This window comes from Enterobacter cloacae complex sp. OE43NF (assembly GCF_023544405.1).
Lineage (GTDB): Bacteria > Pseudomonadota > Gammaproteobacteria > Enterobacterales > Enterobacteriaceae > Enterobacter > Enterobacter cloacae.
In genome coordinates this window covers 72,527-85,208 of sequence record NZ_JAMJFW010000007.1, presented here as the reverse complement: position 1 = coordinate 85,208, position 12,682 = coordinate 72,527, and the positions used below count along the sequence as shown (strand labels likewise).

Sequence of the window (12,682 nt, the reverse complement as noted above, 5' to 3'; positions counted from 1 at the left end):
AGGATGAAACTGTCACGCGTGAGTGCGATTAACTGGAACCACATTCAGGATGATAAGGACCTGGAGGTGTGGAACCGCCTGACCAGCAACTTCTGGCTGCCGGAAAAAGTGCCGCTTTCTAACGATATTCCGGCCTGGCAAACCCTGAGTCATGCCGAGCAGCAGCTGACAATCCGCGTCTTTACCGGTCTGACGCTGCTGGACACCATCCAGAATACCGTTGGCGCCCCCGCGCTGATGGCCGATGCGCTGACGCCGCACGAAGAGGCGGTGATGTCGAACATCAGCTTTATGGAAGCGGTGCACGCCCGCTCCTACAGTTCGATCTTCTCGACGCTGTGCCAGACCAAAGATGTGGATGCGGCCTACAGCTGGAGTGAAGAGAGCGAGTCACTGCAGCGCAAGGCCAACCTGGTGCTGGATTATTATCAGGCCGATGAGCCGCTGAAGAAGAAAATCGCCAGCGTGTTTCTGGAATCATTCCTCTTCTACTCCGGCTTCTGGCTGCCGATGTACTGGTCGAGCCGCGGCAAACTCACCAACACCGCCGATCTCATTCGCCTCATTATCCGGGATGAAGCGGTGCACGGGTATTACATCGGCTATAAGTACCAGAAAGGGCTGGAGAAAGTCAGTGATGTCAGACGCGAGGAGCTAAAAGGATTTGCCCTTGATTTGCTGATGGATCTCTATGATAACGAACTGAGCTATACCGAAGAGCTCTACGCCGGAACCGGCTGGGAAGAGGAGGTAAAAGCCTTCCTCTGTTACAACGCCAATAAGGCGCTGATGAACCTCGGCTACGAGGCTTTGTTCCCGCCCGAAATGGCCGACGTGAACCCGGCAATTCTGGCGGCGCTCTCCCCCAACGCTGACGAAAACCACGACTTCTTTTCCGGGTCCGGCTCATCGTATGTGATGGGTAAAGCGGTGGAAACAGAAGATGAGGACTGGGATTTTTAATGATCGCCTTAACGTTCATTAATTAAATATAAATATTCCAATTTCCTTCCGGATATTTCTCCTTCAGCTACACTGTCATCTCCACGACATATTCGCCTGAATCACTCCGATCCAGGCGAATTCTCCCGATGGCGCAGCAAAAAATTCACAAAAATTCAGATCGCGCTCAGCCCTTTACTCATGGGAAATTCAGCCGTTTCGCTTACTGCAAAATTCAACCCATAAGCAAACCCAGGGTTGCCTCAGAATCTGAGTATGTTAGGGTTATGCCCGTTAACAATTTACCATGGTAATCATATCGACATAAACAAATAACAGGACACTCTCTATTGCATGGCAATTAAATTAGAAGTGAAGAATCTTTATAAAATATTTGGCGAGCATCCGCAGCGCGCATTCAAATATATTGAAAAAGGCCTTTCGAAAGAGCAAATTCTGGAAAAAACCGGGCTATCGCTTGGCGTTAAAGACGCCAGTCTGGCCATTGAAGAAGGCGAGATTTTTGTCATCATGGGGTTATCCGGTTCGGGTAAATCCACTATGGTTCGCCTTCTCAATCGCCTGATTGAACCCACCCGTGGGCAGGTCCTGATTGATGGTGTAGACATTGCCCAAATATCAGATGCCGAACTCCGCGAGGTGCGCAGAAAAAAGATTGCGATGGTCTTCCAGTCGTTCGCCCTGATGCCGCATATGACGGTACTGGATAATACCGCCTTTGGTATGGAATTAGCGGGCGTTGCCGCCAGCGAACGTCAGGAAAAAGCGCTTGATGCATTGCGCCAGGTGGGGCTGGAAAATTATGCCCATGCGTATCCGGATGAGCTTTCCGGCGGCATGCGTCAGCGTGTAGGTTTAGCCCGCGCATTAGCCATTAATCCCGATATTTTATTAATGGATGAAGCCTTCTCGGCGCTTGATCCCTTAATTCGCACCGAGATGCAGGATGAGCTGGTAAAATTACAGGCCAGACACCAGCGCACCATTGTCTTTATTTCTCACGATCTCGATGAAGCCATGCGTATTGGCGACCGCATTGCCATTATGCAAAATGGCGAAGTGGTGCAGGTCGGTACACCGGATGAAATTCTGAATAATCCGGCAAATGATTATGTGCGGACCTTCTTCCGCGGCGTGGATATTAGCCAGGTGTTTAGCGCCAAAGATATTGCCCGTCGTACCCCGAACGGCATTATTCGTAAAACGCCAGGTTTCGGTCCGCGCTCTGCCCTTAAGCTTCTGCAGGACGAAGACCGTGAATACGGTTATCTGGTTGAACGCGGCAATAAATTTGTCGGCGTTGTCTCCATCGATTCTCTCAAAACCGCGCTCAGCGAAAACCAGGGAATTGATGCGGCGTTAATTGACGCTCCGCTTGCCGTGGATGCCGAAACGCCGCTCAGCGAGTTGCTCTCTCACGTCGGCCAGGCACCCTGTGCCGTGCCGGTTATTGGTGAAGAACAACAGTACGTCGGCATCATCTCAAAACGGATGTTGCTGCAGGCTTTAGATCGCGAGGGGGCAAACCATGGCTGATCAATCTAACCCGTGGGGCACCACAGAGGCAGCAGACAGCGCTGCGCAATCTGCCGATGCGTGGGGTTCCACGCCAGCACCGGCCGATGGCGGTGGCGCGGCAGACTGGCTCAATAATGCGCCAGCACCGGCACCAGAACATTTCAATATTATGGATCCGTTCCACAAAACGCTGATCCCCCTGGACAGCTGGGTAACGGAGGGGATCGACTGGGTGGTTACCCATTTCCGTCCCGTCTTCCAGGGGATCCGCGTTCCGGTGGATTACATCCTCAACGGCTTCCAGCAGCTGATGCTGGGCATGCCCGCGCCGGTGGCGATTGTGCTGTTCTCGCTGATCGCCTGGCAGTTTGGTAGTGCAGGTATGGGGATCGCCACGCTGATCTCGTTGATTGCGATTGGTGCCATTGGCGCGTGGTCGCAGGCGATGATCACCCTGGCGCTGGTGCTGACCGCCCTGCTCTTCTGCATTGTCATTGGTTTGCCTACGGGGATCTGGCTGGCGCGCAGTCCACGGGCGGCGAAGATCGTTCGTCCGCTGCTGGATGCGATGCAAACCACGCCAGCGTTCGTTTATCTGGTGCCCATCGTGATGCTGTTCGGTATCGGCAACGTGCCGGGCGTGGTGGTGACCATTATCTTCGCCCTGCCGCCGATTATTCGTCTGACAATACTCGGGATTAACCAGGTGCCTGCGGATCTGATTGAGGCCTCCCGTTCGTTCGGTGCCAGCCCACGGCAGATGCTGTTTAAAGTTCAGCTCCCGCTGGCAATGCCTACCATCATGGCGGGGGTTAACCAGACGCTGATGCTGGCGCTCTCGATGGTGGTGATCGCCTCGATGATTGCCGTTGGCGGGCTGGGTCAGATGGTACTGCGCGGTATTGGCCGCCTCGATATGGGGCTGGCGACCGTCGGCGGCGTGGGCATTGTGATCCTCGCCATTATTCTTGACCGCCTGACCCAGGCTGTCGGTCGTGATTCACGCAGTCGCGGCAACCGTCGCTGGTATACCACCGGCCCTGTCGGGTTACTCACCCGCCCATTCAGAAAATAAGGAACAACGATGCGACATAAGGTACTTTTTGCCACAGCGTTTGCCACCCTTGTCTCCACCAGCGCATTCGCCGCGGACCTGCCGGGTAAAGGCATTACCGTGCAGCCGGTGCAGAGCACCATTTCGGAAGAGAGCTTCCAGACGCTTATCGTCAGCCGCGCGCTGGAGAAGCTGGGTTATACGGTCAATACGCCGAGCGAAGTGGATTACAACGTCGGCTACACCTCGATTGCCTCCGGTGATGCGACCTTCACTGCCGTCAACTGGCAGCCGCTGCACGACGATATGTACGCCGCGGCTGGCGGTGATAAGAAGTTCTACCGTGAAGGCACCTTCGTGACCGGTGCGGCGCAGGGTTATCTGATCGACAAGAAAACCGCCGACCAGTACCACATCACCAATATTGAGCAGCTGAAAGATCCGAAGATCGCCAAACTGTTCGACACTAACGGCGACGGCAAAGCCGATATGATGGGCTGCTCGCCGGGCTGGGGTTGTGAAGCGGTGATTAACCACCAGAACAAAGCGTACGGTCTGGCGAAAACCGTCGACGTGAGCCACGGCAACTACTCGGCGATGATGGCCGACACCATCGCCCGCTTTAAAGAGGGTAAACCGGTGATTTATTACACCTGGACCCCGTACTGGGTGAGCGACGTGCTGAAGCCGGGTAAAGATGTGGTGTGGCTGCAGGTGCCGTTCTCCTCCCTGCCGGGCGAGCAGAAAGATATCGACACCAAACTGCCGAACGGCATGAACTATGGCTTCCCGGTGAATACGATGCATATCGTCGCCAACAAAGCCTGGGCGGAGAAAAACCCGGCCGCCGCCAAACTGTTCTCGGTAATGAAGCTGCCGCTGGCGGACATCAACGCCCAGAATGCGATGATGCACGCGGGCAAATCGTCTGAGGCGGATGTGAAGGGCCACGTTGACGGCTGGATTAAAGCCCACCAGCAGCAGTTTGATGGCTGGGTGAAGGAAGCGCTTGAGGCGCAGAAGTAAGTTTTTCCCCTCACCCCGGTTCTCTTAATCATTCCCTCTCCCTGTGGGCTGAGGGATCCCCAGTAATTTTTTACCGAAAGCGACGAAAGTTGTTTCAGGAAAATGAATGACTTACAGCGACGCCCTGGTCCGGCTGTAAATCGCTGAGGCGTTTCCTGCAGGCCGGGGCGAGGCGCAGGGATGCGCCGAGAGGGCGGCTTTACAGGGACGTTACATCCGCCCGTCCCCGATAAGCCGGAAGGAATAAGCCGAAGGCACCGCGAAGCGGCGATTTACCGCCGGGAGCCCGGGTCGCCAGGGCGGTGGCGATTGAGCCGCCCTGGCACGTTCACAAGTCATGCCGTTACAGAGTAGCAAGGAACATAAAGTGAACGGAATGACCTCTACAGCCATATGTTCCCCCTCACCCCAGCCCTCTCCCTCAAGGGAGAGGGGGTCCTCCGTGCAGGCATTATTTTATGGGGAACCCTCAGCCCTGTGGGAGAGGGTTAGGGTGAGAGATCCAACCGCACCATCCCCTAAACCGCACAATCCATCACCCAACAATCCCCCATCCTTCACAATCATTGGTTATTATTGTTTCCGGAAAAATAATCACTTAACTAATGATTTCTGAAACCCATGACAAAAACATCTCAGGGGCTTAGCCCCGCGCTTATTCTTTTAATGTCCGTGGCAACGGGTCTGGCGGTCGCCAGTAACTACTACGCTCAACCTCTGCTCGATACCATCGCCCGGGCGTTTAACCTTTCTGCCAGCTCGGCAGGCTTTATTGTCACCGCCGCCCAGCTCGGCTATGCCGCCGGGCTGCTGTTCCTGGTGCCGCTCGGCGATATGTTTGAGCGCCGGATGCTGATTGTCTCCATGACCCTGCTGGCCGCAGGTGGCATGCTGATCACCGCCAGCAGCCACTCTTTAACAATGATGATTATCGGCACCGCGCTGACGGGTCTGTTCTCCGTGGTGGCGCAAATTCTGGTTCCACTGGCCGCCACCCTCGCCGCACCGGAAAAGCGCGGCAAAGTGGTGGGCACTATCATGAGCGGCCTGCTGCTGGGGATACTGCTGGCACGTACCGTAGCAGGTCTGCTGGCCAGCCTTGGCGGCTGGCGTACCGTCTACTGGGTGGCAAGCGTGCTGATGGTGGTGATGGCGCTCGCGCTCTGGCGCGGCTTGCCGAAGGTGAAGCAGGAAAATCACCTGAACTATCCTCAGCTTCTGGCCTCCGTGTTCAGCCTCTTTACCCGGGATAAACTCCTGCGCACCCGCGCGCTGCTGGGATGTTTCACCTTCGCCAACTTCAGCATCCTATGGACGTCGATGGCCTTTCTGCTGGCCGCACCGCCATTTAACTATTCCGAAGGGGTGATTGGTCTGTTTGGTCTGGCCGGTGCGGCGGGGGCGCTCGGCGCGCGTCCGGCAGGCGGGCTGGCCGATAAGGGCAAATCCCACATGACCACCAGCGCGGGGCTGATACTGCTTCTGCTCTCCTGGGCAGCCATCTGGTACGGTCATACCTCCGTGCTGGCGCTGATCGTCGGCATTCTGGTGCTCGACCTCACCGTACAGGGCGTGCATATCACTAACCAGACCGTGATTTACCGCGTGAAGCCAGACGCGCGAAACCGTCTTACTGCCGGATACATGACCAGCTACTTCATTGGTGGTGCTGCGGGCTCGTTAATTTCCGCCTCGGCGTGGCAGCATGGCGGGTGGACAGGCGTGTGCGCGACAGGAGCCGTTGTCGCCGCGCTAAACCTGGTAGTATGGTGGCGCGGATACCATCGTCAGGAAGCCATTCACTAAGTTTTACATAGCTTTGGGCCTCTTAGGGTGTAAAGGGGCCCCTCACTCTGTTAATGTAAACGTAATCATTTATCCCAGAAATTTTAATGTGGGTGACATATTTTCAAACGGCATGAATAGTTCAGACCCCTGTCCTCACATCCTCTCTTCCGCGGGTTCATCCCTCTCTCTTTCTGTGCTCACCGGGTCACGGACTTACCCGGCGCTTTCTGATAGTGACATTAGTTTGGCGGATTTAACCGCACAAATAATTCATTTACATTATTTGTCACTGTCGTTACTATATCGGCTGTAATTAATGAGGTTATGCCCAAATGGATAGTTCGTTTACGCCCATTGAACAAATGCTTAAATTCCGCGCCAGTCGTCATGAGGACTTCCCGTATCAGGAAATCCTGCTGACCCGCCTGTGCATGCACATGCAGGGGAAACTGCTGGATAATCGTAATAAGATGCTGAAAGCTCAGGGGATTAACGAGACGTTATTTATGGCGTTGATTACGCTGGAGTCTCAGGAAAACCACAGTATTCAGCCGTCTGAGCTGAGCTGCGCGCTGGGTTCGTCCCGTACGAACGCCACCCGTATCGCTGATGAGCTGGAAAAGCGCGGCTGGATTGAACGCCGTGAAAGCGATAACGACCGCCGTTGCCTGCATCTGCAACTGACCGACAAAGGTCACCAATTCCTGCGTGAGGTGCTGCCACCTCAGCACAACTGCCTGCACAAACTCTGGTCTGTCCTCAGCACAAGCGAGCGCGACCAGCTTGAGCACATCACTCGCAAGCTGCTCACCCGTCTGGATCAGATGGATGAAGATGGCGCCATCCTTGAGGCGCTGCGCTAACGCGACGACACGCTCGAACATCCAGATTTAATAAAAGAAAACTGACAGGCCAGCACGTTACACTGCTGGCCTTTCTGACAACAGGTCGGCTCAGCCGATGTGAAAATAAGAAGATCGTGGAGAACAACAATGAGCGCAAATGCGGAGAACACAACCCCGCAGCAACCGGCCAACAAGAAAGGCAAACGTAAGAGCGCCCTTCTTCTGTTGACCTTGCTCTTTATCATTATTGCCTTGGCATATGGGATCTATTGGTTTTTAGTATTGCGTCATGCAGAAGAGACAGACGACGCATACGTGGCAGGGAATCAGGTACAAATTATGGCGCAGGTGTCGGGCAGCGTGACGAAAGTCTGGGCTGACAATACCGACTTTGTGCAAAAAGGGGATGTGCTGGTCACGCTGGATCCGACCGACGCTCAACAGGCGTTTGAAAAAGCACAGACCGCGCTGGCCTCCAGCGTGCGTCAGACCCGTCAGTTGATGATCAACAGTAAGCAGCTGCAGGCCAACATCGACGTGCAGAAAACCGCACTCGCCCAGGCACAGAGCGACCTGAACCGTCGCGTGCCGCTCGGTACCGCCAATCTGATTGGCCGTGAAGAGCTGCAGCACGCCCGCGATGCCGTTGCCAGCGCCCAGGCGCAGCTGGATGTGGCTATTCAGCAGTACAACGCTAACCAGGCGATGATTCTCGGTACCAGCCTTGAAAACCAGCCTGCGGTACAACAGGCGGCGACCGAAGTGCGTAACGCGTGGCTTGCCCTGCAGCGTACCAAAATCGTCAGCCCAATGACCGGCTACGTCTCCCGTCGTTCCGTACAGCCAGGCGCGCAGATCAGCCCAACCACGCCGCTGATGGCGGTCGTGCCGGCGGACAATCTGTGGGTTGATGCGAACTTTAAAGAGACGCAGCTTGCCCATATGCGTATCGGCCAGACCGCAACTGTTATCAGCGACATTTACGGCGACGACGTGAAGTACACCGGTAAAGTGGTGGGTCTGGATATGGGTACCGGCAGCGCCTTCTCGCTGCTGCCTGCGCAAAACGCCACCGGTAACTGGATCAAAGTGGTGCAGCGTCTGCCCGTGCGTATCGAGCTTGATCCTAAACAGCTGGCAGACCATCCGCTGCGTATTGGCCTCTCCACGCTGGTAACGGTGGATACCGCTAACCGCGACGGCCAGATTCTGGCAAGCCAGGTACGTAGCACCCCGGCTTATGAAAGTAACGCCCGTGAAATTAGCCTCGATCCGGTCAACAAGCTGATCGATGACATCGTGAAGGCAAACGCCGGTTAATCCGAAGGTGAGCGTTATGCAACAGCAAAAGCCGCAAAAACCGCTGGAAGGCGCGCAGCTGGTCATTATGACCATTGCGCTGTCGCTGGCGACATTCATGCAGGTGCTGGACTCCACCATCGCAAACGTGGCAATCCCGACGATCGCCGGGAACCTTGGCTCGTCATTGAGCCAGGGAACCTGGGTCATTACCTCGTTCGGGGTGGCAAACGCCATTTCCATTCCGATTACCGGCTGGCTGGCGAAGCGCGTCGGTGAGGTGAAGTTGTTCCTGTGGTCAACGGTGGCGTTTGTGCTGGCCTCCTGGGCGTGCGGGATGTCCAGCAGCCTGACGATGCTGATTTTCTTCCGCGTCATCCAGGGGATTGTCGCCGGGCCGCTGATCCCCCTTTCGCAAAGTTTGCTGCTGAGTAACTACCCGCCTGCAAAACGCTCCGTCGCGCTGGCGCTGTGGTCAATGACCGTGATCGTCGCGCCTATCTGCGGACCGATTCTCGGCGGGTACATCAGCGATAACTACCACTGGGGCTGGATCTTCTTCATCAACGTTCCGATTGGAGCGGTTGTGGTTCTGATGACGTTGCAATCCCTGCGCGGTCGTGAGACCCGTACCGAACAGCGGCGAATCGACAGCATTGGTCTGGCGCTGCTGATCCTCGGTATCGGTAGTCTGCAGATCATGCTCGACCGGGGTAAGGAGCTGGACTGGTTCAACTCGCAGGAGATCATCATCCTGACCATTGTCGCGGTGGTGTCGCTGAGCTTCCTGATTGTCTGGGAGCTGACGGACGACAACCCGATAGTCGATCTCTCGCTGTTTAAGTCGCGAAATTTCACCATCGGCTGTCTGTGTATCAGCCTCGCCTATATGCTCTACTTCGGCGCGATTGTTCTGCTGCCGCAGCTGCTGCAGGAGGTGTATGGCTATACAGCGACCTGGGCGGGTCTGGCCTCTGCGCCTGTTGGGGTGATCCCGGTGCTGCTGTCGCCGATCATTGGCCGCTTTGCCCATAAGCTCGACATGCGCAGGCTGGTGACTTTCAGCTTCATTATGTATGCGGTGTGCTTCTACTGGCGCGCGTATACCTTTGAACCGGGGATGGACTTTGGCGCCTCTGCGTGGCCGCAGTTTATTCAGGGCTTCGCGGTAGCGTGCTTCTTTATGCCGCTGACCACCATCACGCTGTCTGGCTTACCGCCTGAGCGTCTGGCGGCCGCATCGAGCCTGTCGAACTTTACCCGTACATTGGCGGGCTCCATCGGGACATCGATCACCACCACGCTGTGGACAAACCGGGAATCGATGCACCATGCGCAGCTGACCGAAGCGGTAAATCCGTACAACCCGAATGCGCAGCAGATGTATAGCCAGCTTCAGGGGATGGGCATGACGGAACAGCAGGCGTCCGGCTGGATTGCCCAGCAGATCACCAACCAGGGGCTGATTATCTCGGCTAACGAGATTTTCTGGATATCCGCGGGGATCTTCATCGTCCTGCTGGGGCTGGTGTGGTTTGCCAGACCGCCGTTTGGTGCCGGCGGCGGAGGGGGTGGCGCGCACTAGTCCTCTGCGTGAAATGCCCGGTGGCGCTACGCTTACCAGGTCTAGGATATGTGCACATCCGGCAAAACCCGCGCTGTTGTCCAAAACGCGACAGCAATTGTCACATCCGATAAAGCAGCGCTCCTGAAATCGATTCACGATAGTGAAAAGACAACAGGAGCGCATCATGCTGAACACACCCGCCGACAAGTACCAGCCTTATCCCGTTATTTCTCTTCCCGACCGTCGCTGGCCTGGGCAACGCATCACCCATGCCCCGCGCTGGCTCTCAACCGATTTACGCGATGGCAACCAGGCCCTGGCCGAACCCATGGACAGCACGCGCAAGCTGCAGTTCTGGGATCTGCTGTTAAGCTGCGGGTTTAAAGAGATTGAAGTTGCCTTTCCTTCTGCCTCGCAGACGGATTTCAACTTTGTTCGCCAGTTGATTGAAGAGAATCGCATCCCGGATGACGTCACAATTCAGGTGTTAACCCAGGCACGAGAAGACCTGATCGTCCGGACCTTTGAATCGTTACGTGGCGCGAAACAGGCCACCGTCCATCTGTATAACGCCACCGCCCCGCTGTTTCGCCGCCTGGTATTCGGCCTGGAGAAAGCGCAAATCGTTGAGCTGGCAACACGCTCCACGCGGCTTATCCGCACGCTGTGCGAAGAGAACCCGGAGACGCGCTGGCAGTACGAATACTCCCCGGAGACCTTCTGCTTTACCGAGCCGGAGTTTGCGCTGGAGATTTGTGAAGCGGTGGCGGAGATCTGGCAGCCCTGCGCCGAACGGCCCATGGTGATCAACTTACCGGCCACCGTTGAGGTCAGCACGCCAAACGTGTATGCCGATCAGATCGAGTATTTCTGCCGCCACTTTAGCCGTCGCACCGATGTTTGCATCAGCGTTCACCCGCATAATGACCGCGGCACCGGCGTGGCCAGCGCAGAGCTGGCGGTGATGGCGGGTGCGGACCGGGTGGAAGGCTGTCTGTTTGGCAACGGCGAACGCACGGGCAACGTCTGCCTGGTAACGCTGGCGATGAATCTCTACAGCCAGGGGATCAGCCCGAATCTCAACTTTAGCGATATGAACCGGGTGGTAGAAGTGGTGGAAGCCTGCAACCAGCTTCCGGTACACCCGCGCCATCCGTGGGCGGGACGGCTGGCCTATACCGCCTTCTCGGGCTCGCATCAGGACGCCATCAAAAAAGGCTTTGATGCCCGCAAACCGGGCGAGCGCTGGGAGATGCCGTACCTGCCCGTCGATCCGCAGGATATCGGCTGCACGTATGAAGCGGTGATCAGGGTTAACAGCCAGTCCGGGAAAAGCGGCAGCGCCTGGCTCATCGAGCAGAATCATGGTCTGAAGTTGCCCCGCGCGTTGCAGCAGGATTTTAGCCAGCATGTGCAGCAGGAGACCGATCGCCATGGTAAAGAGATGACGCACCACGCCCTGTGGCAACTGTTTCGCAGCCGCTACGGGCTGGTCGCAGACCCACACTTTGCCCTGCAATCTTATCGCAGCGACAGTCAGCAGGACGGTCAGTTACGTTTGACGGCAAGCGTCGTGACGCAGGGCGCAACGCGCCAGCTTGAAGGCCATGGCAACGGGCTGTTATCCGCGGCAGCCAGTGGGTTAAGCCGCTGGCTCAACACCCCGTTTGTGATTAAAGACTACCACGAACATACGCTGGGGGAGCGCAGCGACAGCCGCTCGGTGGCTTACATCCGCTGCCTGTTCCAGGACGGCAGCAGCCGTTGGGGAGTGGGCATTGACAGTGACGTGGCGCGCGCCTCGCTCCAGGCGCTGTTTAATGCGGTGAGCTGTCTTTGAAGTAATCGCTGGGTGATGTCCCCATCACCCGGCGAAACATCGCGGTAAAGGCGCTGTGGCTACCGTAGCCCAGATCCAGCGCCACGCGTAACACGGGCTGCCCCTGAGCCAGCCGTTGCAACGCCTCCAGCAGGCGCGCCCTTCTCAACCACTCTGCGTAGCGTAAACCGGTCTGCTGTTGAAAATGACGGTTCAGTGTGCGCTCGCTCATGCCTGCGCAGCTCGCCGCCTCAGTACTGCTCCAGCTTTCACCGGGTGCCTGGCGGATCCGCTGGCAAAGCTGGCGTAACGGCTCGCTTTCCGGTTCCGGCAGATGAAACGGCAGCACTGGCATCAAACGGATCTCATCCAGAATCAGCTCATACACCCGCTCGTCGCGGCTCCCCGGCGAGTAAGACTCATCAAGCAGCAGGGAAGCGAGGATCAGTTCGCGTAACAGCGACGAGATCTGCACGATCTGGCAGGTTGCAGGGAGATCGGCCCGCGCCAGCGGATCGATAAACAGCGTACGCGCCGCCACGTTGCCGGTGATGCGAAGCGAGTGTTGCGTTCCTGCTGGCAGCCAGACGCCACGGCCCGGCGGAACAACCCAACAGCCCGATGCGGTATCCACTCTTACCACCCCGCTCAGGGTGTGTAGCAGCTGGGCACAGTCGTGCTGGTGCCACGGCTCGCTGTCACCATGAACGTAATCATGGGCAAACGGAACGAGGGGACGATGGGTAAAGGAGAAGGTAGACGTTGTGGTCATGGGTTAAACAACCCTCACCCTACCCTCTCCC

The 12,682-nt window shown here is 56.7% G+C and carries 10 protein-coding genes; 9 read left to right on the top strand and 1 reads right to left on the bottom strand.

Annotated elements, in window-relative coordinates; translation table 11 throughout:
* The first annotated feature begins 3 nt into the window (after positions 1–3).
* The 9 genes from nrdF (at position 4) to leuA (ending at position 11,900) form a co-directional block, all read left to right on the top strand.
* A complete protein-coding gene (gene nrdF, locus M8370_RS05310; RefSeq protein WP_013098422.1) occupies positions 4–963 on the top strand; it encodes a class 1b ribonucleoside-diphosphate reductase subunit beta in 960 nt (319 codons plus the stop codon).
* Between the two features lie 333 nt (positions 964–1,296).
* Entirely contained in the window at positions 1,297–2,499 is a 1,203-nt protein-coding gene (gene proV, locus M8370_RS05305) for a glycine betaine/L-proline ABC transporter ATP-binding protein ProV (RefSeq protein ID WP_013098423.1), read from the top strand.
* Entirely contained in the window at positions 2,492–3,556 is a 1,065-nt protein-coding gene (proW, locus tag M8370_RS05300) for a glycine betaine/L-proline ABC transporter permease ProW (RefSeq protein ID WP_013098424.1), read from the top strand. The genes proV and proW overlap by 8 nt, the downstream gene beginning before the upstream one ends.
* A gap of 9 nt (positions 3,557–3,565) precedes the next feature.
* Entirely contained in the window at positions 3,566–4,561 is a 996-nt protein-coding gene (gene proX / locus M8370_RS05295) for a glycine betaine/L-proline ABC transporter substrate-binding protein ProX (RefSeq protein ID WP_013098425.1), read from the top strand.
* 621 nt (positions 4,562–5,182) lie between these two features.
* Entirely contained in the window at positions 5,183–6,367 is a 1,185-nt protein-coding gene (locus M8370_RS05290; RefSeq protein WP_102752895.1) for an MFS transporter, read from the top strand.
* 314 nt (positions 6,368–6,681) lie between these two features.
* On the top strand, positions 6,682–7,212 hold the full coding sequence (gene mprA / locus M8370_RS05285; protein WP_013098427.1) for a transcriptional repressor MprA: 531 nt from the start codon (positions 6,682–6,684) through the stop codon (positions 7,210–7,212).
* A 129-nt stretch (positions 7,213–7,341) separates the two neighbouring features.
* Positions 7,342–8,514 (top strand): multidrug efflux MFS transporter periplasmic adaptor subunit EmrA, encoded by a 1,173-nt coding sequence (gene emrA / locus M8370_RS05280; RefSeq protein ID WP_045901515.1) that lies wholly within the window; start codon positions 7,342–7,344, stop codon positions 8,512–8,514.
* A 16-nt stretch (positions 8,515–8,530) separates the two neighbouring features.
* Positions 8,531–10,078, top strand: a complete 1,548-nt coding sequence (emrB, locus tag M8370_RS05275) for a multidrug efflux MFS transporter permease subunit EmrB (protein WP_013098429.1) — start codon at positions 8,531–8,533, stop codon at positions 10,076–10,078.
* Positions 10,079–10,244: 166 nt separating this feature from the next.
* Positions 10,245–11,900, top strand: coding sequence for a 2-isopropylmalate synthase (leuA, locus tag M8370_RS05270; RefSeq protein WP_250020603.1), 1,656 nt, complete (start codon positions 10,245–10,247; stop codon positions 11,898–11,900).
* On the opposite strand, the gene M8370_RS05265 is transcribed toward leuA, so the two are convergent.
* Complete coding sequence (locus M8370_RS05265; protein ID WP_013098431.1) at positions 11,878–12,651, bottom strand: AraC family transcriptional regulator; 774 nt, start codon at positions 12,649–12,651, stop codon at positions 11,878–11,880. The two genes, leuA and M8370_RS05265, sit on opposite strands and share 23 nt — an antisense overlap.
* Positions 12,652–12,682: the final 31 nt, after the last annotated feature.